Below are 24,449 nucleotides of genomic sequence, written 5' to 3'. Positions count from 1 at the left end.
AAACAGGTTATTTTCGAAGGAACTTTGACATGTTTCACATGGCCGAATCATAGATAAGGAAAAAAGTCTTGGTTGTCATTTGAAAAAAATCGAGGGAAGCGTATGAATGGGTATACGGGGACTTGCGGCAAATCGAGGCACGTATTTATGCGACCGCAGACGAGCTTCTTCATGAAATCAGCAGGGAAATCGCCCAAATTCGTCGAAAGATAGAGGAGCTGCAATGACGACGATTCGAGTCAAGCCGGAAGAGCTGGAAACGGTAGCGAAGCATGTCCCCGATGCAGAAGACGCCTGCCAGCGTGCGCGAACCTCTCTTTCCTGGGAACTTCCCTCTCTAGCCATGGAGATTCCCGGTATCGGCTCTGCCGCCATCCATGAGCTTACAGACGAACTGCTTCATTGGCTCCAGCAATTATGAAGAAAAGCTGAATGAAGCGGAGGAACTGCTGTATCGGACGGCAGCGGCAATGCGCCAAGTAGATCAAACGCTTGCCGACAACATGAAAGAATTCGGTCTGGAGCTCCTTGGCTGGTATGACTTGCAGCGAGTGTTTGGAGAATACGACCCGATCACTGGGGAACGGATTTCGGCAGGAGACCGCCTGCTTGCGGGAGGGATGTTATTGTTGACCATTATTCCTCCAGCCAAAGGGGCAGGCATTGCCGGAAAAGTGGCGGTGAAAGGAGCAAAAGCGGCAGAAACAGCAGCAGATGTTTCCAAATTGGTCTCGCAAATGAAACATGTTCTCCGCTATGATAAAATGATGTCTGTCTTTCAAGCGGTGTACCGCCAAGTGGTAAAAGCACCGATTAGCAAAACGCTGCAATATTTTAAGAAGCAATGGAACGATCTTCTCGCCAGTGTTCCATCTGTCCAATGGCAACCGGCATTGGACGGGATAGGGCCAAGGGATACAGAAGACAATGGAAGAAGCCGACAGCTCTGTCCGCTTTTAGTCGGAGGTGAAGCGGGGGAAAGGAGCGTGTGGCTGCTGTATATAAAATAACAATGGAGAAACAGGATAATTTTGTGGGAAGAAAACGGAAAAATTTATAGCAAAAAAGTTGCTTCTATAGCGGGCTAGGCTGAAAGAGCAACTTTTTTATCTTTATTTGCCCCTCTCTGGAAATGGAGAAGCAAGTGTAAAGAGATGAGGATTACGCTTCTAATTTTTGTATTTTGCCATTATAGATACTCGAATCTAGTTCCCCAATGGCACGACTAGTGATGACACCAGCTGTCATGCTTCCGCTTACGTTCAAGGCAGTTCTTCCCATGTCAATCAGCGGCTCTACAGAGATGAGCAACCCTGCCAACGCGACTGGCAAGTTCATCGTGGATAGTACTAAGATTGACGCGAACGTAGCGCCCCCACCGACGCTTGCCACACCAAACGAGCTGATGGTGACGATGAGAATGAGTGTCAAAATAAAGGACGGTGACATTGGATTTATTCCTACTGTGGGAGCGATCATGACTGCAAGCATAGCCGGATATATGCCTGCGCAGCCATTTTGTCCGATGGATAGTCCGAAGGAGCCGGAAAAGTTGGCAATTCCTTCAGGAACACCGAGAGCAGTCGTTTGTGCCTTGATGTTCAATGGCAGCGTGCCTGCGCTTGAACGGGATGTAAACGCAAAGGATAATACCGGCAATGCTTTTTTTACGTAAGTAATCGGATTTAATCCGGCGATTGCCAAAATAATTAAATGAACAATGAACATGATGATAAGAGCAACATACGAAGCGATGACGAATTTTCCAAGTTTGACAATCGCACCGAGATCACTTGTCGCAATGGTCCGGGACATGATGGCCAAAATTCCGTAAGGTGTTAAGCGGAGCACTAGTGTAACTATGCGCATAATAATCGCGTAAATAGCATCTACTATTTTTTTGAACATCTCCGCCTGTTCAGGCTGTTTTCTTCTTACTCCTAAATAGGCAATGCCGATGAACGCGGCAAAAATAACAACGGCAATCGTAGACGCGCTGCGCTGCCCTGTCAAATCTAAAAATGGATTCGCTGGGAGTAATTCAACGATTTTTTGTGGAAAGGTTTGATCTTGAATTTGTGTATATTTTTGTTCGATTTCCTGCCCACGGGCTGTTTCTGCGCTGCCGGAATGAATTTGAAAGGTCTCTAATTGAAAACCGAGTGCTGCCGCAATGCCGATGGAAGCGGCAATTGCCGTTGTTCCTAGCAATAATCCAATAATGAGCGTAGCGATTTTTCCTAAGTTATTTGAAATAGTTAATTTTGTAAACGATGTAACAATTGAAATGAATACTAACGGCATTACAATCATTTGTAATAGTTTTACATAGCCGGTTCCGATGATATCAAATCATTGTGCTGATTGCTGAACAATGGCTGAATTTGCCCTGTACGCCCATTGCAGCACGAGCCCAAATACAATCCCGATTCCAAGGGCAGCAAACACCTGTTTTGAAAACGAGATACGCTTCTTTTGCATATAAGCTAATATCCCTGTGAACAGAAGCAACACTGCAATGTTTAAAATAACTAAATAAATATTCATCAAAGATCCCCCCTTAATAAATATGATGAACTTTAATAAATAAAAACCGATATGTAAAGTAAGTTTTATTTATCGTATGCCATTAATTCAGATTACTTGTTACCACTGACATAAAAAATTTCATTTTTTACAACACCTCATTCTCTGAAATAAAGAAGCGCTTTATAACTATTTCTGTAAAAATGGAACAAAAGTCTGTGAGAATAGAACTGTTATGGTGAATGATCATGAAAAAATAATTGTCTTCTATGCTTCTCATTGCCGCATGGAACAATTTAAGAAAATGAAAAGGTTTCAAACACATTTTTGATTTCTCTCAATCTTTCATCACATTTCCTAGATATACTGTCCTTGTTCGTTACTTAGTTTGAATCAAGTGAGGGGGAAAACATGGAAAATGTAGTTAGGCATTACGTGCCAAATGGGGAGCAAGAACGAAAAAAGAAAACAGGACTGTCCTTCTATCAAACAATATGGCGCTGGCATTTTTATGCGGGCATTATTTTTGCGCCTTTTCTCATTATTCTTGCCTTTAGCGGTGCAGTGTATTTGTTTAAACCGCAAATAGAATCCATATTATATAAAAATTTATATTATGTACAAGAAACCAAAGAGAAACCGCTTCCGCTTTCGCAAATGGCGGCGAACGTTCAGAAAAAGTATCCAAAGGCAGCGATGATTTCGGTAACGTTAGAAAAAGACCGTAACCGCACTGTCCAAGTGGGAATGATCGAGAACGGCAATATGTTCACCGTTTATGTCAATCCGTATACGGAGAAAATTGTCGGGAAATTAAATGCAAGCGAAGATATAATGGAGATTTTCAAAAAAATCCACAGTGAATTGCTTATTGGGGGAACCGTAGCCAATCGGATTGTAGAGCTTGCCGCTTGCTGGGCCTTGATTTTATTATTAACTGGATTGTATATTTGGTGGCCAAGAAATAAGAGTTCCATTTGGGGAACATTTTTTCCGCGCCTTCGAAAAAAAGGACGGCCATTTTGGCGTGACATGCATGCTGTCTTAGGATTTTGGCTAACCGGAGGCATTTTGCTTTTGATTCTCACCGGCCTTCCATGGACAGGAGTAATGGGTGAAGGGATTAACTGGTTAGCGACATCCACGAAGACAGGATATCCTCCTTTTTCCTTTAGCTTTGGACCAAAGCCAGAATCTGTCACAGTTACGAAAGAGGTTGCACAAGATGTGCCTTGGGCGGCAGAAAATTTACCAGTCCCAGCCTCGAAAATTAACGGTTATGTTCCGTTGTCTATTGATGACGTTGACAAGATTGCTGAGAAGGAACACATTATAAAGCCATTTACGATATCGATGCCACAAGGACCAACAGGCGTGTTTACGATCGCAACGTCAAAGACGAGCCCAAAAGATAATGCTACGTTGCATGTTGATCAATATACAGGACAAGTCCTAAGCGATGTTCGCTTTAGTGATTATGGCATCATGGCTAAAGCAATCACAATTGGAATTGCGCTGCATGAAGGCCGTTTATTCGGATTAGTGAATCAAATGATAAATCTTATTGCATGTCTCGGCTTAATTTTGATTGCAGTTAGCTCTTTTGTTATGTGGCGTAAACGCAAGCCGCAAGGTAAACTAGGTGCTCCTGCAAAGGCACAAGACAAGAAAGTGATAAGAGCGGTTACGGTGATGATGTTCGTCATGGGATGCATCATGCCGTTAGTCGGCATCTCGATTATTGCCGTCCTGTTATTAGATAAATTAGTAATTCCTCGAATTAAACCTTTGAATGAATGGTTGACAATGTAAGGAGGAATTTTAATGAGGAGAAGAGGACTAGGCTTATTGATTATGTTATTAGCAGGGCTTTTGGCGGGATGTACAGCGAACGCACAAACGTTGCCAAAGCTAAACGAGCGAATAACAGTTGATATTCAAGTACCAAAAGAAATTTCTATTAATCAAGAGAGTGCATTAAAAGTCCAAGTCAAACAAGGAGATAAGCCAGTTAAAAATGCGGAAGAAGTCCGCTTAGAAATATGGAATGGCAATGATAGAGAACATAGTCAAACTATTAATGCCCATCATGGGAAAAATGGGGTATATAGCATAAAGAAAACATTTGATAAAGACGGGATTTACTATGTACAGGCTCATGTAAAAATGGGCGATGAATGGGTAATGCCTAAAAAGCGATTTGCGGTAGGAAACGTATTCAATGAACAATTGCAACAAATCGAAGAAAACGCTTCAGAGAACGGACAACCTCATCACCCTGCGGGACATCACCATTAATTTCATAACTCCAAAAGAAGCTGTGTTCCTAAAAGGAGGAGCATAGCTTTTTCTTTTGTAATTATTCATCCTTTTACTAGCTAATGGGAAAGGGAATGTTTTTCTGAGGAAAGATTTGGACGTTTACATGTTTTGCCCCGAATTTGACCGTTTGCTTTCGCTAAATTTGGATTTGTGTCTTCCATGTTCGTTCGTTTTGTCATACTTTTGTTGTCCCAGTACTGTTTACGATAAAATAGCAGCACTGGTTCCAGCTAAGATGGCATCACATCCTGAACGTGTAGAAACTACGTACAGATGCCAGAAATGTACCTTCGGTTACCGTCCAACAATCCTGCTGATTCCAAAGAAATCATCTTGTCTTTAGGAGAGTGTTTAAAAAAGGTATCCGTTATAAAAAACGGATACCTTCTCATTGCTCATTTTTTAAGAATTGGTTGTTAAATCTTCCGACGGAACTGTTAGACCAAGTCCTTCTGCTACACGTCTTCCATACTCCGGATCTGCTTTATAGAAATGACGAATTTGACGAAGTTTGATTTCTTCTTTTGTTACTTGTTTCATAGACTCAACGATATTTTTAATTAAACGCTCTCGCTCTTCTTCACTCATAAGACGATATAAGTCACCTGCTTGAGTATAGTGGTCATCCCGATCATATGGTACGCTTTCCGCTACACCAGATACTGGGAATGGCGTTGTTTTATGTTCAGGAACTTCTGTTGGTCCGCCGAAGCTGTTTGGTTCGTAGTATACAGAACCTCCACCGTTATTGTCAAAACGCATAAAGCCGTCACGTTGATAGTTATTCACTTCTACTCTTGGACGGTTGATTGGTAGTAGGTTATGGTTTACGCCAACACGATAGCGATGCGCATCTGCGTAGGCAAATAGACGCGCTTGCAGCATTTTATCTGGAGATGGCTCAATACCAGGCACTAGGGTTCCAGGGGAGAATGTTGCTTGTTCTACTTCAGCAAAATAGTTTTCTGGGTTTCGATTCAATACCATGCGACCTACTTCAATTAATGGATAGTCTTTATGTGACCATACTTTTGTCACATCAAACGGATCGAAACGATACGTATAAGCATCTTCTAAAGGCATGATTTGTACGTAGAGTGTCCATGATGGATAATCGCCGTTTTCAATTGCATTAAATAAATCTTCTGTATGATAGTCTGGATTTTCACCAGCAATTTTTGCCGCGAGCTCTGGGTCCATGTTTTTCACGCCTTGATCTGTTTTAAAGTGATATTTTACCCATACAGCTTCGCCTTCAGCGTTAACCCATTTGAATGTATGGCTTCCGTAGCCGTTCATATGCCGATAAGTAGCAGGGATGCCACGGTCGCCGAATAAATAGGTTACTTGGTGTAACGATTCAGGGGATAAAGACCAGAAATCCCATACGGCCGTTGGATTTTTTAAGTGAGTCCTTGGATCTCTTTTTTGTGTATGGATAAAATCAGGGAATTTAATGGCGTCGCGAATGAAGAAAATCGGCGTATTGTTCCCAACGATGTCGTAGTTTCCTTCTTCTGTATAGAATTTCACTGCAAATCCACGCGGGTCACGAACTGTATCGGCAGACCCCAATTCACCGGCTACCGTAGAGAAGCGGACAAATACCGGTGTACGCTTACCAACACCATTGAAAACTTTTGCTTTTGTATATTTGGACATGTCATTGGTTACTTCAAAATATCCGTGTGCGCCTGCTCCTTTTGCGTGTACGACGCGTTCTGGAATACGCTCTCTGTTGAAGTGTGCCAATTTTTCAAGAAGGTGAACATCTTGAATTAAAGTGGGACCAGGGGAACCGGCTGTTATCGAGTTTTGGTTATCACCAACTGGAGCACCCCAACTAGTAGTAAGTTTCTTTGTCATAACAAAACCACCTCGCCACATTTTTATAGGATTAATTAACTTAAATAATAACATTTATCAATAAAAAGTCAATACTTTTTTATAATAATTATAATTAAATAAATATATCAAATTAATAACAAAACTTAAAAAACGTAAACGGTGTAAGTCTGCCTTGATCTTTCAATATGTTGAAAACCTGAAGTGTGAAGTGATCGGAATTTGTGATCAGTTTTGTATTACGATGGGCGACATAATTACGGATAAAATCATCTTGTTTTTGGAGGATTTTACAATGGTAATTATGAATTCTTCTTTGAAGTAACCCAATCTCCTATAAAAAACTTGAGTTACACTGCCTGTTTTAGAGGTTCTATATCAGCATTTTCTTTTGTGTTTACTTAATGTAACTAATGAATTCTGATCCTTAACATGGCCAAGAAAATGGGAAGCACTTTTCGACAGATACCGATTTTTTTCAAAAATACTAGCCGCTTTGGCTTTGACTGACGAATCTTCAATTTCTAGCACAGTGATCTCGAGGATTTGAAAGATTATAACACATGCCAGAAAAAGTACTCCAGCGGGTCGTGGGTTTATATAGAACCTATGGCAGGACGAAACCCGCAAGAATCTAAAAAACTAATGGATGTTTTATTGGAGATGCAAAACAACAGCATCACCTTTTTATTTGTCAAACATGATATGGAAACCGTTATGTCTATCGCTGATAAAATTGTTATAAAAAACGCGGAAGGCAGTCCTAAAGAAATTGCAAATAATCTAGATGTCATTAAAGCTTACTTAGGGGAAGAGGAGGCTGTATAGATATTAAAAATTCATAACCTCCATACGTATCACGGTGATTTGCATGTATTAAAAGGGGAAATCTTTGCTATTGTTGGACCGAATGGTGCTGCATAGCAGGTGGATATACTCCTAAAGAAGGAGAAATCATATTGAAAATGAGTCTATTCCATATGGAAATGTTGAACAGATTGTTAAAAAAGGAATTTGCCTTGTTCCTGAGCGTCAGACAATTTTTGATGATTTGTCTGTAAAGGATAGTATATTGCTAGGTGCGTATCATCGATACAAAAAGTATTGATAAAGATTGTAAGAAAGTATAGAGTTGCTTCCCAAGTTAAAAACAATGCTTAACAGGCCAGGAGGATTGCTAAGTGGTGGAGAACAGCAGATGTTAGCCATTGGAAAACCAAAAATGAATGATGATGGATGAATTATCTTTAGGACTTGCTCTGTTCATTGTGAAAGATATGATGAAATTATTAAAACAAATGTGTGATCAATTTGGAACGACCATTCTTTTCATTGAACAAAACGTTCGAGCAGCTCTTCAAATTGCCGATCATGCATGTGTTATTGATCGTGGCGAAATAGTCATTTACGGGAAAGCATAAGATTTGCTAAATGATGAAAGCGTCAAAAATACGTATCCTAGGTATTGGTAAAGAACAAAAAATCGTCCAATGAGTAGTCTCGGGCATTTTTTAAATCCCGTATATCAACACAGATCGATGTTTTGACATATATAAAACGTTTCTATCACTGCTTTGTCTTAGCTGGATTTATTATAGATAAAATCACCGTCCAAATACTGTTCAAACGGTGTCTTTTTTATTTGTGCCAAGTTTTGTTTTACTTAATAATGGACCGTTATGGAAAAAATCTAACCTTTTAAATATGAAGTCTTCAAAGTACTAAACATGAGAACGTTCTTAACTGAAAAGATGTCCGTTTTTAAGGCTGCCCTAAAGATCTACTCTTAGGGACAGCCTCTTTTTGATCGTTTACGATTTTAACACGTCATGGTCGACATACCGTTCGCCGTTGAGCTCGCTGATAACGTTAATCGCTACTTTCGCGCCATCGCCGGCTGTGATAATCGTATGTACACTTACGCCAGCGACTGTACCGGCTGCCCAGATTCCTTCGATATTAGTGCGTCCAGCGGCATCGACGTCGATGACCGCTTTAATGCGCGGTTCTGTACCTTGTTTTGTTTTCACGCCAATTTTTTCAGCGAGATCGGTCGCTACGCCGGTTGCTAAGATGACATGTTTGGCTTCAAAAGATTGGTTTTCTGTTTCTACTTGAAAACCTGCTTCTGATTTTTGGATGTTGACAACTTGACCGTTCACGAGCTCTGCTCCGAATTTGACCGCTTGTTTTTTCCCTGTTTCCACCAAATCTGGACCGGTGGCTTCTATGACCCCATAGTGGTTTTCAATCCAAGCTCGTTTTGTAATGCTTTTGTCGTTATCAATCAGCACTGTTTTCTTTCCGGCTTTTGCGGTAAAAATAGCAGCGCTTGCTCCAGCAGGACCGGCTCCAATAATCGCTACATCATACATCGTCCCATACCCCTTTCAGAAAAATTCAAAAATATTATACCATTCCCTTATGTTTACGTCATATCATATGCTTGTTATTAAATTAAAATTATTTTAATTTGATATTGATTTTAAATATAAAATATATATAATAAAAATTGCAAAGTTATTTCTTTTTTAATTGAAAAAGTTTAGCTATCGCTTTATAGCTAAAATGGGCAGCCATATGGCTATACTTGTCTGGCTATTTAAGAGATGGGGTAAAGCCTGAATAACAAAAGAGAATATTTATTTTCAAATTGAAGGGAGAATCGTGTATGCGGAAACAAAACATTTGTGAGCAGTGCCAACAACCGGTGCGCCGATTAAAACATTCTATCCTTTGCCAATGCGGAACGAAAATTTTACAAGGAAGAAAACACGCTTGATGATATATCAGGCGTTTTCTTTTATCGTGTATTTTCCTAAATAACGTGTTAGGTTCATTTTATTAGTTAGCAACGAATATATATAAACATATTTCCCTACTTCACAATTGAGGTGAGGATTCGTGAATGAATTCACTAACAACGAACGTATATTACTAGGGAATATGTTATTTAACATATATCAGTCAATGGTCGAATCGATCGAGCGAACAAGAACACAGTTTCCGCTTTTGTGTCATGAAGAAAGCCGAGATAATTTGCTGGCGTATTTATACGTAAAAGAAATAATGTCCGCCGATCTTATTCAAGCCATTGAAGATGAAGGCCTATCGTCGATCTATGGACACGAGTCCCATATCATTTCAAACCTTGCACTTTTATTAAGACATTTACAGGTTGCTGCATTTCAGGGCACAGATGCAAAAAAAATCACTCGACAACAGGCACAGCGGTTGGTAGCTGAGAGAGCACGAACTGTGTTGGGAGAAGGCCGTCACTCTCGACAAACACGCATTATGGTGACGCTGGATGAGCAACTGATCAATGAGCCTGAAACGATTGAACAATTGTTGCTGTATGGCATGGATATTGCCAGAATTAACTGCGCTCATAATTCACCAGAAATATGGAAAAAAATCATTGAAAGCGTTCGTCAAGCGGAAGGACGGCTTCAAGAAAAACAACAATGGGAAAAAAGATGTTATATTTATATGGATTTGCCGGGTCCCAAAATTCGCATTCACAACATTGTATCTAATGTCCATCCGGTAAAACTGTCAGTTCGAAAAGATGAATACGGCCAACCAATCCAGCCTGTTACGGGTTTCCTCTATCTTCATACGCCGTCGTGTCTTCCGCCAGAACAGAGTGATGTGTCGTTTGTTTTAGAAGCAGCAACGAATGAGAATGTTAGGCTGGTAAGCGGGGATGAACTGTCGTTTATCGATGCTCGCGGACGAAAGAGAAGATTGAAGGTAATCGATGTCATTACTCCTTCTTGTTTCAAAGTGGAGCTTTCAAACACGGCATACATTCAAGAGGGGACTTGGTTCAAACATAAACGTTTTTCTTTGCTGTTACAATCAGTTGCACCGATTCCAATGAAAGCGTTCGTCAAAAAAGGAACGCGCCTTCAAATTTACTTCGATCAAGCTCATTTAGAAGCGGCAAAGACGGACGATGCGGTGAAGCTTACGACAACACTTCCAAAAGCGTTACGCAATGTTCGAGTTGGACATCGTCTTTATCTCGATGACGGGAAAATTTTCGCTACGATTCAAAACGTGACGAGCAAATATATAGAGGCAAAAGTCATTTCAACAGGAAGAAAAACCAAAACGATTAAACAAGGGATCGGAATTAATCTTCCTGATTCATTGATTCATTTAACCGTTTCGTCGCTGACAGAGCGAGATTTAAAATATATTCCTTTTATTAGTAAGCACGCAGATATGATTGGCTTATCATTTGTTCATGTCCCTCATGATGTAGAGAAACTGCATCATGCTTTAACAGAGCATGGTGCGCCTCACCTGACCATCATTGCCAAAATTGAAACAAGAGCGGCACTCCACAATCTTGCTCGCATTTTACTTGAAGGATTAAAGCTTCCTTCATTTGGAGTGATGATTGCCCGCGGAGATTTAGCGATTGAGGTTGGATTTGAAAACATGTCTGTTGTACAGCATGAGATTCTCGCATTATGCCAAGCAGCACACCTTCCGGTGATTTGGGCAACGCAAGTGCTTGAAAATCTAGCGAAGAAAGGGATGCCTGCCCGCTCCGAAATATCAGACGTATCGCTAGGGCAAAAGGCGCAGTGCGTCATGCTGAACAAAGGACCGTATATTGTAGAAGCCGTAAAAATGCTAGCTAACGTGTTAGAAAGGGAAGAAGCTCATCCACAAAAACGTGCGAAAGCGATTGCCCGTTATATGGATCAACATGGAGTCTTTCGTTACTAGTGCCATCCTGAAATGATGATATCGAATATAATCGAGAAAGCCGCCGCTAGTTCAGCGAGAAAACTAGCGGTTTTTATAATATATATGTTAACTATAAATTAAAAATAGTTGACAATAAAGGTGTTGTCAGGCAGAATAAAAACAAAATATTGGGATTGGAGGGAAACAATGAAAACACGCTCAATGGTTTTAGTCGCTCTTTTTGCTGCGTTCACGGTAATTGGCGGGTTTATTAAAATTCCGGTTCCTTACGTTCCGTTTACGCTGCAAATTGTTTCTGTTTATTTAGCAGGATGTTTATTAGGTCCGAAACTGGGCATGTTTAGCCAACTTGTGTATGTGCTAATGGGGCTGGCAGGGGCACCGGTATTTGCTGAGGGAGGTGGGCCCAGCTATGTACTCAAGCCGACGTTTGGCTATTTAATTGGGTTTGTAGTAGGTGCCTATATGAACGGCTGGTTCATGAAAACATTTCAATTTAAGAAAGCAGCTTCGATTTTTCTTGCGAATTTTTCTAGCCTTCTCGTTGTCTATCTTTGTGGATGTGTATGGTTATATGCAGCGATGAAATGGATCATTGAAAAACCGTTTACAATTGGACAAACATTATGGTTTGGCTTTGTGCTACCTGTGCCGGGCGATCTATTGTTATGTACGGTTTGCTCTGTTATCATCGCGCGCATCTTGCCACGAATCAATGTTGTTATCAGCAAACAGGAGGTGGCTTTATAATGGGAAAAGCGATTTTTATTACCGGAACGGGAACAGAAATTGGAAAAACAATGGTTACTTCTTTTCTAGCCTTGGCTTTACAAGAAATGGGGCTAAAAACAAAGATTTTTAAGCCGATACAAACAGGATTAGCTGAAGAAAGCTCCTCTTTCGCTGATCAATATTGGTATGAAACCGTGATGGGGGCAGAAAAAGGGTCGACGGGAATGTATTATATGGAACCGGCTGTTTCCCCTCATTTGGCTTCTGCGATAACGAATACTCCTATTGCTCCGCATTTAATAAAAAATAAAATCGTAGAATTAAAGAATCAGTACGATGTTGTTCTTGTAGAAGGCGCGGGTGGGCTTGCTGTGCCACTTATAGAAACAGGACATGATTTTTATATGACAAAAGATTTGATTCAAGAATGTGAGCTTCCAACTGTCATTGTGTCATTGGCTGGGTTAGGGGCAATTCATCACGTCGTTACGACCGTTTCGTATGCGGAGAAGCATGGGGTTGACGTTCTTGGATTTGTATTTAATCAATTTGATGCAAGCAATGTTATTCACGTCGATAATGTGCGGACAATTCAAAAATTGCTGGGTTTACCAATCATCGCGAAAGTTCCTGTATTCAAACATTTATCGCGAAATAACCTCGCTGCATTTGTTCAAGCATTTTTAGAGAACCACGAACAAAAGAGTTTATTCATGGAGGGATTGTCCATTGAAGTATAGTTATGAGCAGTTAGAACAATTGGATAAACAGTATGTTTGGCATCCATTTACACAAATGAAGACATATGTGGAAGAAAAGCCGTTAATTATTGAAAGAGGACAAGGGAGCTACCTGTTTGATGTCGATGGAAATAAATATTTGGATGGTTACGCCTCTTTGTGGGTAAACGTACATGGACATAACGACCCTGAATTAAACGAAGCTTTACATGAACAAATTGAGAAGATTTCTCATTCTACGTTATTAGGGTCTGCTAATGTTCCCTCCATTTTATTAGCGAAAAAATTAATTGAAATTTGGCCGGGACATCTCTCGAAAGTGTTTTACTCTGACACAGGAGCTGCGGCCGTAGAAATCGCCTTAAAGATGGCGTATCAATATTGGAAAAACATCGATCCAATTAAATATGAAAAGAAAAATAGGTTTATTTCCTTAAAGGAAGCGTATCATGGTGATACTGTCGGCGCTGTGAGTGTCGGTGGAATGGATTTATTCCATCGCATTTTTAAGCCACTATTGTTTGAACGAGTCGAAATTCCTTCTCCGTATGTCTATCGCATGGAAGAATACGGCGATGAAGAGGAGATTGTCAATTATTGTTTACAACAGCTAGAGGATGTTCTTATCCAGAAGCATGAGGAAATTGCTGGAGTGATTGTGGAGCCGCTCGTTCAAGGAGCTGCGGGTATCATTACTCATCCAAAAGGATTTTTAAAAGGCGTTGAAACACTTTGCCGCCAATATGGTGTGTTGCTTATTTGCGATGAGGTTGCCGTTGGGTTCGGCAGAACAGGAACGCTGTTTGCGTGTGAACAAGAAGAGGTTCATCCTGATATTGTTTGCTTAGGAAAAGGTATTACTGGAGGATATCTCCCTTTAGCGGCCACATTGACAACAGAAGACGTTTATGCTGCGTTTTTAGGAGACATCGATGAAAATAAGACGTTCTACCACGGGCATACATATACGGGAAACCAACTATCTTGTTCGGTAGCGCTAAAAAATATTGAATTAATCGAAAAGAGGAATGTTGTTTCAGAAGCGAAGCGCAAAGCCGCTGTATTAGCAGAGAAGCTGCCAACGCTATATGAGTTGCCTATTGTAGGAGATATTCGTCAAAAAGGATTGATGGTTGGAATTGAGATTGTGAAAGATAAAAAAACAAAACAAATCTTCCCTCGTTCTGAGAACATGGAGCATCAAATCATTTTAGAAGCAAGGAAGCGAGGGCTCATTATTCGCCCGCTTGGACCGGTGCTCACGTTCATTCCAGTATTAGCGATGACAGATGACCAGATTGAAACAGCAGTCAATATCATCTTCGATTCGATTGCGGAAATGGTCAAAGTCGTTCGATAATTGTTTCTACGGCTGCCCAGCGAGTCTAGGCGCCTATTTTTTTTGCAAAAACGGTCAATCGCCCATGCCCTTGGCGTTTGTCCTACATATGTTGAAAGGGAAGAAGCACAAAACAATCAGCAAAGGGGAGACGAACATGAGTGATGTAAGTTTACAAGATACAAGGATATGGGGATTTGGCCGTCCATGGGGATTTGGGAGATTTGGCCGCCCATTCTTTGGCGGTCCATTCTTTGGTGGTTTTGGTCGTCCATTCTTTGGCGGCTTTGGCCGTCCATGGGGATTTGGTTTTGGTGGTCCGTTCTTTGGCGGTCTGTTAGGTGGACTGTTGGGTGGCGCGCTAACAGCTCCGTTCTTTGGCGGATATGGTTATCCTTATGGCTACGGATACGGATTTCCTTATGGTGGAATATGGTAGTAACGTTGAAAGGGAAGAAACAAAACAATTAGCAAAGGAGAGACGAACATGAATGATGTAAATTTACAAGATACAAGAATATGGGGATTTGGTCGCCCATGGGGATTTGGGGGATTTGGCCGCCCATTCTTCGGCGGTCCATTCTTCGGCGGTCCATTCTTTGGCGGTCCGTTCTTTGGAGGTTTTGGTCGCCCATTCTTTGGAGGTCCGTTCTTTGGCGGTCCATTCTTTGGCGGCTTTGGCCGTCCATGGGGATTTGGTTTTGGCGGTCCGTTCTTTGGCGGAATGTGGTGGTAACAAAAATGGCTTGAGCCTGCCGGTTACTGGCAGGCTTTGATGTTTATCATCAAAATTATTTATTGTTCCATGTTCACATATCACATTGACCGAATAAAAGAATGGTTTTCATTTTTCTAAGGATGTTCTTGGTCGAAAGAAAAGCAACAAAGTTTCCGAAAATAGCCTAAAATCTGCTCAGTTAGTCAGTAAGCCTATGCTTTCCTAAATAGGGGGGATGTAGATGGTGATCTTAAGTAAAGAGGAAACAAGATGATTAGGCAGCGGCCATACTATGGTGACCGAGACTATTTTTAGGTGGACTATTAGGGAGTGAATTAATTCTCTATATACGTATCATTGGGATGAAAAATTTGTGGGCTGCTTCCCTATCATTTGATCCTTCATTGACATAACGTGTTGGTGTCCAGTTTTATTTTGGCGAAGGAGGTATTATGGGGAGTATCGTGTCTATTAGCTGATTTTCAGCGATGATGGAGACAACAGCTTTTATGGTCAAGAAGTTGAATCTCTTATGTTACATTATACATAAGTATTACTTACAGTGATGAAAGGTTTAACGTTTCGTTCTGCCAGTATTCTACGGTGTTCAATAATATATCTTTTGTTTGGCGAAATACGCCCATTTTACTATAATTGTAAGAAAGTTTAAAAGTATGGAGGAAAAGAACATGGATGAAACGTTTCTTGGACAGTTTGAGGCGTTAGTGGACAAATATACAGAGCTGTTGCTTGGTCACACGAATGAAGAGCTAAAAGAAAAAGTCAAAGTGTGGGCGTTATATTCTCATGTAGCAAAATCAATGCCGGCTCTCGCCAAGCATTGGAACGAACGATATCCTGAAGCGAAGGAACAGATGAAGCAGTTAGTTGCGGAAATTAAACAATTGAATGAAGAAGCGCGCGCGAATGCAAAAAAGCCATGATCTGCGTCATGGCTTTTTATACTTGTTTATTGCATCGTATTCTGATATGGAAATTGGTTTGTGTATCCTTGGAATTGTTGATACGATTGTTGCAGTTTTTGTTGATCGGCCGCTTCGATTTTGTACCACCCTTTTTTAAACATTAAATGGTAAAGTTCACGTTGACAATTTTGTGTTTCTGTAAATATGTTCAGTATGTCTTGATATAATTGTTGATGGCTTGCCTCGTGCAAAAATACGCTATAAGCCGATGTCATATATTTTTCTGTTGTTAACATATCGTTAAGAAAGTCGCGATCATTCATTTGCGGTGTTTTTGGCACTTGCGTTTCCGGATTTTGAATTTGATTTTGGTTCATCACGATTCCTCCTTTGTTACTGCAATGGTATTGTAGGCTGCTGGCTTGGATTTTGTAGGTGGTTTAGAATTTTTTGGTAGTGACGCTGGTGCATTTGCCCCGCTTTTTCAATTGCGGCAACAACTTCTTTGTCTTGACATTGAGATGCGAAAAAGTGAGCTTTTTTCATGGAGAGTAAATTCCAAGACATCATATCGGTTAAATAAAGTGCATCTTTTGTTGAAATTACTTGTGGTGGTTGCGGTATGACCGCTTGTTGCTGTTGCATGTTCATTTGTTGTTGCATACATAATGCTCCTTTCCAAAATGAATATTTCAGTTGTAGATTGTTCATTTTGTGGAAAACTATGCATAGAGCGGATTTTGTCGAAAAAGATATTCAATAATAAGAAAACATGTTACAATAAAATTATGAATGCGTTTACAGGATAAGGGGGTACAACAATGGAACAGTTGATGCGCGACTTTTTTTTGTTTTTATCGAAAAATAAGACATTAACGAAATTAGCGAAAAAATATGGATTGCGTTTCGGTGCCTCCCGATTTGTTGCAGGGGAAACGATTGAGCAGGCTGTCGAAGTGATTAAACAATTGAATAAAAAAGGCCTTGCTGTCACAGTTGATTATTTAGGCGAATTCGTAGATAACGAAAAAGAAGCCAACGAAATGGCCAATCATTGTATCGAAGCGATTCAAGCGATTGGACGAGAAAAGCTCAATTCACAACTGTCCTTAAAAATGACATCGATGGGGCTCGATATTTCCGATGACCTTGTGATGAGAAACATGCGCCGCATTTTAGAAACGGCGAAAGAGCACGGTGTGTTTGTGACCATTGATATGGAAGATTATTCTCGTTGTCAAAAAACGCTTGATATTTTCAAACAATTGAAAAAAGAGTATGACAATGTCGGAACGGTGCTACAAGCCTATTTGTATCGCACCGAAGCGGACATCGAAGATTTGAAAGATTATCATCCGAACTTGCGTCTTGTTAAGGGAGCATACAAAGAATCCCCAGAAGTGGCATTTCCAGATAAAAAGGACGTCGATGACAACTTCAAAAAAATTATTAAAATGCATTTACTAAACGGAAATTACACCGCAGTAGCGACTCACGATGATGCCATTATTGAGTACACGAAACAGCTGGTAAAAGAATATAATATTCCAAATGACCAGTTTGAGTTTCAAATGCTTTACGGAATTCGTCCAGAACGTCAAGAACAGCTTGTACGCGAAGGATATACAATGCGCGTATATGTCCCATATGGAACGGACTGGTATGGCTACTTTATGCGCCGCCTTGCTGAGCGCCCCGCGAACGTCGCATTCGTTTTAAAAGGCGTGTTGCGTAAATAAAAACAGCAAAAGGATGTCTTGTTAATGGGACATCCTTTTTTATATACTGTGCTGTTCGAACTGTACAGAAGCTATAGGACCATCTACATCTTTTTATTTACTCTCCTTGCATGTTGTGCTGTTTATATTGTTGATTTTGACTCGTCTTTTTTCCGCCGCCATCCATTTCTACTGTCGGACCTGCGTTTCCTTTCGCACTTGCTGCGCTGACCGCTGTTTTAGATGGATTTTTTTGTCTTTTTGCCATTTTGCTCACCTCCGCTATTAGCGTCACCGAAAAATAATTTCTTATGAATACAAAATTTGTTAAGTTTATATATTGCGAAAATTTGAAACATATTTTATATTTAAGATAGCAACAATTTGGTGCGAAATTTTTTTTTCGACAAAAAATGAATGACTATTCATTCAATATAGTGAGGGGGAAATGGCATGGTCAAACGAATTAGAAGGGCCGCTGTGCTTGGCTCAGGAATAATGGGCTCCGGGATTGCCGCACATTTAGCAAATGTCGGAATTCCAACGCTATTATTGGATATTGTGCCGCACGAATTGACAAAAGAAGAAGAAGCAAAAGGGCTTACTCTCGAGCATAAGGAAGTTCGCAACCGCTTTGTCAATCAAGCACTCCAAAAGCTGCTGAAACAAAAGCCAGCACCGCTTACCTCAAAAGAAAATTTGTCTCTTATCGAAATAGGAAACTTTGAAGACGATTTTCAACGTTTAGCAGAGGCAGACTGGATTATTGAAGTCGTCGTTGAAAATTTAGAAGTGAAAAAAAGCGTCTTTGCTAAAGTCGATGAGGTAAGAAAACAAGGAAGCATCGTCAGCTCCAACACATCGGGAATTTCTGTTGAGGCTATGGCAGAAGGGCGTTCGGAAGATTTTAAAAAACATTTTTTAGGCACTCATTTTTTCAACCCGCCCCGCTATTTAAAATTGCTTGAAATTATTCCAACGAAAGATACGGATCAGAACGTGTTGGCATTTATGAAAACGTTCGGTGAAGATGTTTTAGGAAAAGGGGTTGTCATCGCGAAAGATACACCAAACTTCATCGCGAATCGCATCGGAACATACGGTTTATTAGTTACGGTGCGCGAAATGATGAAAGGCGGTTACAGCGTCGGTGAAGTTGACTCGATTACAGGTCCACTGATCGGTCGACCAAAGAGTGCTACTTTCCGCACGTTGGATGTTGTCGGATTAGATACATTTATCCATGTCGCTAACAACGTATTTGAAAAAGTAGAAGGAGAAGAAAAAGAAGTGTTCCGCGTTCCGGATTTTATGAAAACGATGTTAGAAAAAGGCTGGCTCGGCAGCAAATCCGGACAAGGCTTTTTCCTCAAACAAGGAAAAGAAATCTTGGAGTTAAACTATGAAACGCTCGAATACGGGCCGCGCAAAAGGCTAAAAACCCCAGCAACGGAAATGAGCAAACAAGCAAAAGGGCTTGCAAATAAATTGAAAGCGCTTGTATATGCTGATGATCGAGCAGGAACGCTTCTTTGGAACATTTTAAGCCCTGTTTTGGTCTATTCTGCAGAGCTGTTAGGAGAAATTGCTGATGATATTGTGGCAATCGATCGCGCGATGAAGTGGGGATTTGGCTGGGAGCTTGGTCCGTTTGAAACATGGGATGCGATTGGCGTCGAGCAATCCGTTCGCAAAATGCAAGCGGAAGGGCGTGACGTTCCATCTTGGGTAACCGATATGCTTGCCGATGGCATTACCTCTTTCTATAAATCGGAGCAAGGACAGGTATCTTATTATGATTGCGGTGAGTATAAAGCAATTGAAGAAAATCCAAAAGTTATCCATATTCAACGGCTAAAAGAACAAAAAGGCGTAATTAAGAAAAATAGCGGAGCAAGCCTCATTGACCTCGGTGATGACGTTGCACTTTTAGAATTCCACTCACCAAACAACGCAATCGGCTTAGATATTGTACAGATGATTAACTACGCGCTTGAAGAAGTAGAACGTAATTATAAGGGTCTTGTTATTGGTAATCAAGGAAAAAACTTCTGTGTCGGCGCTAATCTTGCGATGATTTTAATGGAAGCACAAGATGACAACTATTTTGAGCTTGAGTTTGTCGTTCGCCAGTTTCAGCAGGCGATGATGAACATTAAATACAGTCCAAAACCAGTTGTCGCTGCTCCATTTGCGATGACGCTTGGCGGCGGAGCGGAAATTTGCCTGCCGGCTGCTCGCATTCAAGCAGCGAACGAAACATATATGGGGCTTGTCGAGGTCGGCGTCGGTCTCATTCCTGGCGGCGGCGGAAGTAAAGAATTGTATATCAAACATTTAAGCAGCATGCCAAACGGTGTCGAGTTCGACCTGCAAAAAGTAGCAAACAAAGTATTCGAAACGATCGCGATGGCGAAAGTGTCGACATCTGCAGCAGAAGCGCGGGAACTCAACTTCTTAAACAAACAAGACGGTATTACGATGAATGGCGATCATTTGCTTTATGAGGCGAAACAAGCGGTTATCTCTCTCTATGACAACGGTTACCAACCACCAATCCGCAAAAAAGTGCCGGTCGTCGGTGAAACGGGCTATGCAACATTGTTGCTTGCTGCTCAATCGATGTATCATTCCGGTTATATTTCTGATCATGATTTGACGGTTGCGAAAAAGCTCGCTTACGTCATTGCGGGCGGAAAGGTTCCATACGGTACGGAAGTAGACGAACAGTACTTACTAGATTTAGAGAGAGAGGCATTTTTAAGTTTAGTAGGAGAACCAAAATCACAGGCGAGAATGCAACATATGCTTGTGAAAGGAAAGCCGTTACGCAACTAAAAGAATGTTCTTTTTCCATGAAGAAGAGAGCATAAAAAAACAGGGGGGATAATTGTGAGAGAAGCGGTCATTGTAGCAGGGGCGCGTACGCCGGTAGGAAAAGCAAAAAAAGGAACGCTCGCCCATATACGTCCGGATGATTTAGGAGCGCTCGTCGTGAAAGAAACGTTAAAGCGGGCGGGAAACTATGAAGGAAATATTGATGATTTAATCATCGGTTGTGCGATGCCGGAGGCGGAACAAGGGTTAAATATCGCCAGAAACATCGGTGCATTAGCCGGACTTCCATATACGGTGCCAGCAATTACAATCAATCGCTATTGCTCATCTGGCTTACAAGCGATTGCTTACGCGGCGGAGCGAGTGATGCTTGGTCACTCCGATACGGTCATCGCTGGCGGAGTTGAATCGATGAGCCTTGTTCCGATGATGGGGCATGTCGTTCGTCCGAATGTCAAAATTGCGGAACATGCGCCAGAGTATTATATGTCAATGGGGCATACAGCGGAGCAAGTGGCAATGAAATACGGTGTCAGCCGTGAAGAACAAGATGCTTTTGCTGTTCGCAGCCATCAGCGCGCAGCCAAAGCGATTCGCGAAGGGAAATTTGTCGATGAAATCGTGCCAGTGGAAGTCACGATTCGGAAAGTGGAAAATAACCGTTTCGTTGAAAAGACCGTGATCTTTTCCGAGGATGAGGGTGTGCGTCCAGATACGAATATGGAAACATTGGCGAAACTTCGTCCAGCGTTCGCTGTAAACGGGACAGTCACGGCAGGGAACGCTTCCCAGACGAGTGATGGCGCTGCAGCGGTAATGGTGATGGACCGTGAAAAAGCGGAGTCATTAGGTTTAAAGCCGCTGGGAAAATTCCGCTCGTTTGCGGTTGCTGGAGTTCCACCGGAAGTAATGGGCATTGGTCCGGTTGAGGCAATCCCAAAAGCATTGAAACTAGCTGGACTAGAGCTTTCTGATATCGGCTTAATTGAACTGAATGAGGCGTTCGCTTCCCAGTCCATTCAAGTTATTCGTGAGCTAGGATTGGACGAAGAAAAAGTAAACGTGAACGGTGGAGCGATTGCGCTTGGGCATCCACTTGGCTGCACGGGGGCGAAATTAACGCTGTCATTGCTTTACGAAATGCGCCGCCGCAACGAGCAGTTTGGAATTGTGACAATGTGTATCGGCGGCGGAATGGGGGCAGCAGGTGTATTTGAATTAATTTCTTAATGGAACGAAGGAAGCGGGCGGTCTCACTCCCGTCCGGTTCGTTCAGAAATAAAGGGGAGGAGTTAAAAATGACAAAAGCAGTGGAAAATGTCATTAAAGGTGGAAGCTTTTTAATTGAAGATGTTCCTTGTGAGCGTGTATTTACTCCAGAGGATTTTACAGATGAGCATAAAATGATTGCGAAAACTACGGAAGAATTTGTCGTAAATGAGGTACTTCCACAGCTTGAGCATTTAGAAAATCATGAATTTGACCGCTCTGTCAAGCTATTAAAACAAGCGGGCGAGCTCGGCTTATTAGGAGCGGACGTTCCAGAAGAATACGGCGGATTAGGGCTTGATAAAATTAGCTCTGCGCTTATTGCTGAAAAAATGGCGCGTGCAGGTGGATTCTCGATTTCTCACGGAGCACATGTTGGAATTGGTTCGCTTCCGATTGTATTGTTCGGTACGGAAGAACAAAAGCAAAAATATCTCCCGGCATTAGCGACAGGAGAAAAAATTGCGGCGTACGCCTTAACGGAGCCTGGTTCTGGTTCAGACGCATTAGGAGCAAAAACGACAGCGAAGCTAAACGCAGAAGGAACTCATTACATTTTAAACGGTGAAAAACAATGGATTACCAATGCTGGCTTTGCCGATGTATTTGTTGTTTATGCTAAGGTGGATGGAGAGCATTTTTCAGCGTTCATCGTTGAGCGCGATTTCCCTGGCGTGTCAACAGGGACAGAAGAAAAGAAAATGGGAATTAAAAGCTCATCGACGCGTACGTTAATTTTACAAGATGCACTTGTACCAAAAGAAAACCTGCTTGGCGAAGTAGGAAAAGGTCATGTCATCGCCTTTAACATTTTAAATATTGGGCGCTATAAGCTAGGGATCGGTGCTGTTGGCGGAGCGAAACGAGCGTTAGAAATTACAATTCAATATGCGAACCAACGTCAACAATTTAAAACGCCAATTTCCAAATTTACGTTAACACAAGAAAAATTTGCGACAATGGCTTCGAGATTATACGCGACAGAAAGCTCTGTGTATCGTACAGTTGGTTTATTTGAAGAACGAATGAGCCAGCTCGATGAAGAGAAAGCAAAAGACGGAAAAGAAATCGCAAAATCGATTGCGGAATACGCGATTGAATGCTCGCTCAATAAGTTTTTTGCAACAGAAACATTGGATTACGTTGTCGATGAAGGTGTACAAATTCATGGCGGTTACGGATTTATGCAAGAATACGAAATTGAAAGGGCGTACCGCGATTCGCGCATTAACCGCATTTTTGAAGGAACGAACGAAATTAACCGCCTGCTCGTCCCAGGTATGTATTTACGAAAAGCGACGAAAGGCGAATTGCCACTTCTGCAAAAAGCGCAACAACTTCAAGAAGAATTAATGATGCTCATGCCGGAAGAAGTCGGCGATGGCGTATTAGAACAAGAAAAATATTTAGTGCGCAATGCAAAAAAAATTGCTTTACTGGTAGCTGGGTTAGCCGCGCAAACATTCGGTCCGAAATTAGATAAAGAACAAGAGATTTTAGTGAACATCGCTGACATTGTCAGCAACATTTATGCGATGGAATCTGCATTGCTTCGCACAGAAAAAGCGATTCAAAAATCAGGGGTAGAAAAAAATAAACAAAAACTTCTCTATACACAAATTTTCTGTCAAGAAGCATTTAATGAAATCGAAGCACATGCGAAAGAAACGATCGTTGCTGTCGAACAGGGTGACACATTGCGTATGATGTTATCTGCTTTACGCAAGTTGACTCGTCATACACCAATCAATGTGATTGCGAAAAAACGCGAAGCAGCTGCCGCATTAATTGAAGCAGAGCGCTATATTGTGTAATATGGAAAGTACCAGGCGAGCTCGTCTGGTACTTTGTGTTTGTAAAGGACGGTGGAATAGGAAGATGGCGTTCACGTTTTATTGGTATCCAAAGTGCGGGACATGTCGTAAGGCGAAAAAATGGCTAGAGGAGCATGGTATTTCTGTTCATGAAGTACATATTGTCGAGAATCCGCCGACAAGAGAGGAACTCGGCGAGCTTTATCGAAAAAGCGGATTAGAATTAAAAAAGTTTTTTAATACAAGTGGTATGAAATATCGTGAATTGGGCATGAAAGATAAAGTAAACACAGCTTCTGAATCGGAATTGCTTGATCTCCTTGCCTCTGATGGAATGTTAATCAAACGGCCGATTTTAACTGATGGAGAAAATGTGATCGTTGGTTTCAAAGAGGAAGAATATGAAAAATTTTTTTCCGCTCTGAAGAGATAGTCGGTGAGTTTTTCGAAAAAATCAGTTATTATTAAGAAGAATACAATTGTAGTTGGAGGGACTGTGATGAACACGCCAAAAGAATTGCGCTATTCTGAAGAGCATGAATGGGTACGTGTGGAAGGTGACAAAGTTCGTATTGGGATTACTGATTTTGCACAATCCGAGCTAGGTGACATTGTATTTGTGGAGCTACCTGAAGTGGGGGCAGAGATTACTGCCAACGAGCCGTTTGGTAGCGTTGAATCAGTCAAAACCGTTTCAGAACTATATGCACCTGTGAGTGGCAAAGTTGTCGAAGTGAACGAAGCATTAAATGATAATCCTGAATTTGTGAACGAGTCTCCGTATGAGAAAGCATGGATGATTGTTGTCGAGCCTTCTGACCTAAGCGAAGTAGACAACTTATTAACAGCGGAACAATATGAAGCGATGATTAACGAAGACTAAAGCATATTTATACCAAATAACGACAACGCTTCACCTGTAAGTATAAGGAAA

At 41.4% G+C, this 24,449-nt stretch carries 21 protein-coding genes and 4 pseudogenes; 19 read left to right on the top strand and 6 right to left on the bottom strand.

The window, feature by feature from the left end; genetic code table 11:
* Window positions 1-86: 86 nt before the first annotated feature.
* Window positions 87-227: pseudogene (locus ISX45_RS13545) on the top strand (DUF5082 domain-containing protein); the annotation flags it as partial.
* Window positions 224-911: pseudogene (locus ISX45_RS13540) on the top strand (pre-toxin TG domain-containing protein); the annotation flags it as partial. The pseudogenes ISX45_RS13545 and ISX45_RS13540, both read left to right, overlap by 4 nt.
* Window positions 912-1,161: 250 nt before the next feature.
* Here ISX45_RS13540 and ISX45_RS13535 read toward each other — a convergent pair.
* Window positions 1,162-2,547, bottom strand: a pseudogene (locus ISX45_RS13535) (L-cystine transporter).
* Between the two features lie 390 nt (window positions 2,548-2,937).
* Between ISX45_RS13535 and ISX45_RS13530 the strand changes: the two are divergent.
* Entirely contained in the window at window positions 2,938-4,338 is a 1,401-nt protein-coding gene (locus ISX45_RS13530; RefSeq protein WP_194519191.1) for a PepSY-associated TM helix domain-containing protein, read from the top strand.
* A gap of 12 nt (window positions 4,339-4,350) precedes the next feature.
* On the top strand, window positions 4,351-4,824 hold the full coding sequence (locus tag ISX45_RS13525) for a FixH family protein (RefSeq protein WP_194519190.1): 474 nt from the start codon (window positions 4,351-4,353) through the stop codon (window positions 4,822-4,824).
* Between the two features lie 426 nt (window positions 4,825-5,250).
* Here ISX45_RS13525 and katA read toward each other — a convergent pair whose 3' ends face one another.
* Window positions 5,251-6,714, bottom strand: a complete 1,464-nt coding sequence (katA, locus tag ISX45_RS13520; RefSeq protein WP_181556473.1) for a catalase KatA — start codon at window positions 6,712-6,714, stop codon at window positions 5,251-5,253.
* 582 nt (window positions 6,715-7,296) lie between these two features.
* Between katA and ISX45_RS13515 the strand changes: the two are divergent.
* Window positions 7,297-7,521 (top strand): annotated as a pseudogene (locus ISX45_RS13515) (ABC transporter ATP-binding protein C-terminal domain-containing protein); the annotation flags it as partial.
* 398 nt (window positions 7,522-7,919) lie between these two features.
* A complete protein-coding gene (locus ISX45_RS19685; protein ID WP_228485553.1) occupies window positions 7,920-8,114 on the top strand; it encodes a P-loop NTPase family protein in 195 nt (64 codons plus the stop codon).
* Window positions 8,115-8,504: 390 nt separating this feature from the next.
* On the opposite strand, the gene ISX45_RS13505 is transcribed toward ISX45_RS19685, so the two are convergent.
* Complete coding sequence (locus tag ISX45_RS13505) at window positions 8,505-9,068, bottom strand: FAD-dependent oxidoreductase (RefSeq protein ID WP_194519189.1); 564 nt, start codon at window positions 9,066-9,068, stop codon at window positions 8,505-8,507.
* A 529-nt stretch (window positions 9,069-9,597) separates the two neighbouring features.
* Between ISX45_RS13505 and ISX45_RS13500 the strand changes: the two genes are divergently transcribed.
* The 7 genes from ISX45_RS13500 to ISX45_RS13470 all read left to right on the top strand — a co-directional run bounded on the left by ISX45_RS13500 (window position 9,598) and on the right by ISX45_RS13470 (window position 15,894).
* On the top strand, window positions 9,598-11,439 hold the full coding sequence (locus ISX45_RS13500; RefSeq protein ID WP_194519188.1) for a pyruvate kinase: 1,842 nt from the start codon (window positions 9,598-9,600) through the stop codon (window positions 11,437-11,439).
* A gap of 168 nt (window positions 11,440-11,607) precedes the next feature.
* Window positions 11,608-12,171 (top strand): biotin transporter BioY, encoded by a 564-nt coding sequence (locus ISX45_RS13495; RefSeq protein WP_194519187.1) that lies wholly within the window; start codon window positions 11,608-11,610, stop codon window positions 12,169-12,171.
* Complete coding sequence (gene bioD / locus ISX45_RS13490) at window positions 12,171-12,893, top strand: dethiobiotin synthase (RefSeq protein ID WP_194519186.1); 723 nt, start codon at window positions 12,171-12,173, stop codon at window positions 12,891-12,893. The genes ISX45_RS13495 and bioD overlap by 1 nt, the downstream gene beginning before the upstream one ends.
* On the top strand, window positions 12,883-14,253 hold the full coding sequence (gene bioA / locus ISX45_RS13485) for an adenosylmethionine--8-amino-7-oxononanoate transaminase (RefSeq protein ID WP_194519185.1): 1,371 nt from the start codon (window positions 12,883-12,885) through the stop codon (window positions 14,251-14,253). The genes bioD and bioA overlap by 11 nt, the downstream gene beginning before the upstream one ends.
* 136 nt (window positions 14,254-14,389) lie before the next feature.
* Window positions 14,390-14,671: a hypothetical protein gene (locus tag ISX45_RS13480; RefSeq protein WP_194519184.1), complete on the top strand. Its 282-nt coding sequence runs from the start codon at window positions 14,390-14,392 to the stop codon at window positions 14,669-14,671.
* A 48-nt stretch (window positions 14,672-14,719) separates the two neighbouring features.
* The gene (locus tag ISX45_RS13475; protein ID WP_194519183.1) at window positions 14,720-14,968 is read left to right on the top strand and encodes a hypothetical protein; all 249 of its coding nucleotides are present in this window, start codon (window positions 14,720-14,722) and stop codon (window positions 14,966-14,968) included.
* A 671-nt stretch (window positions 14,969-15,639) separates the two neighbouring features.
* A complete protein-coding gene (locus ISX45_RS13470) occupies window positions 15,640-15,894 on the top strand; it encodes a YusU family protein (RefSeq protein ID WP_181556464.1) in 255 nt (84 codons plus the stop codon).
* A gap of 26 nt (window positions 15,895-15,920) precedes the next feature.
* Here the strand turns inward: ISX45_RS13470 and ISX45_RS13465 are convergent, their stop codons facing one another.
* Complete coding sequence (locus tag ISX45_RS13465; RefSeq protein WP_181556463.1) at window positions 15,921-16,253, bottom strand: spore coat protein; 333 nt, start codon at window positions 16,251-16,253, stop codon at window positions 15,921-15,923.
* A 16-nt stretch (window positions 16,254-16,269) separates the two neighbouring features.
* A complete protein-coding gene (locus tag ISX45_RS13460; protein ID WP_181556462.1) occupies window positions 16,270-16,539 on the bottom strand; it encodes a hypothetical protein in 270 nt (89 codons plus the stop codon).
* A gap of 158 nt (window positions 16,540-16,697) precedes the next feature.
* Between ISX45_RS13460 and ISX45_RS13455 the strand changes: the two genes are divergently transcribed.
* On the top strand, window positions 16,698-17,615 hold the full coding sequence (locus ISX45_RS13455; protein ID WP_194519182.1) for a proline dehydrogenase family protein: 918 nt from the start codon (window positions 16,698-16,700) through the stop codon (window positions 17,613-17,615).
* Window positions 17,616-17,712: 97 nt separating this feature from the next.
* On the opposite strand, the gene ISX45_RS13450 is transcribed toward ISX45_RS13455, so the two are convergent.
* Entirely contained in the window at window positions 17,713-17,862 is a 150-nt protein-coding gene (locus ISX45_RS13450) for a YuzL family protein (RefSeq protein WP_181556460.1), read from the bottom strand.
* Window positions 17,863-18,047: 185 nt separating this feature from the next.
* On the opposite strand from ISX45_RS13450, the gene ISX45_RS13445 reads away from it, so the two are divergent.
* From ISX45_RS13445 to gcvH, 5 genes are all read left to right on the top strand, one after another.
* A complete protein-coding gene (locus ISX45_RS13445; protein WP_194519181.1) occupies window positions 18,048-20,432 on the top strand; it encodes a 3-hydroxyacyl-CoA dehydrogenase/enoyl-CoA hydratase family protein in 2,385 nt (794 codons plus the stop codon).
* Window positions 20,433-20,486: 54 nt separating this feature from the next.
* Window positions 20,487-21,662, top strand: coding sequence for an acetyl-CoA C-acetyltransferase (locus ISX45_RS13440; RefSeq protein WP_194519180.1), 1,176 nt, complete (start codon window positions 20,487-20,489; stop codon window positions 21,660-21,662).
* A 68-nt stretch (window positions 21,663-21,730) separates the two neighbouring features.
* On the top strand, window positions 21,731-23,515 hold the full coding sequence (locus ISX45_RS13435) for an acyl-CoA dehydrogenase family protein (RefSeq protein ID WP_181556457.1): 1,785 nt from the start codon (window positions 21,731-21,733) through the stop codon (window positions 23,513-23,515).
* Window positions 23,516-23,579: 64 nt separating this feature from the next.
* Window positions 23,580-23,948: an arsenate reductase family protein gene (locus ISX45_RS13430; protein ID WP_181556456.1), complete on the top strand. Its 369-nt coding sequence runs from the start codon at window positions 23,580-23,582 to the stop codon at window positions 23,946-23,948.
* 66 nt (window positions 23,949-24,014) lie between these two features.
* On the top strand, window positions 24,015-24,398 hold the full coding sequence (gene gcvH / locus ISX45_RS13425; RefSeq protein ID WP_194519179.1) for a glycine cleavage system protein GcvH: 384 nt from the start codon (window positions 24,015-24,017) through the stop codon (window positions 24,396-24,398).
* Window positions 24,399-24,449 lie beyond the last annotated feature (51 nt).

The sequence above is a fragment of the Thermaerobacillus caldiproteolyticus genome, assembly GCF_015326725.1.
GTDB classification, from domain to species: domain Bacteria; phylum Bacillota; class Bacilli; order Bacillales; family Anoxybacillaceae; genus Thermaerobacillus; species Thermaerobacillus caldiproteolyticus.
Note: the sequence above shows the minus strand (reverse complement) of the source record. Positions and strands in the feature narration are given on the sequence as shown.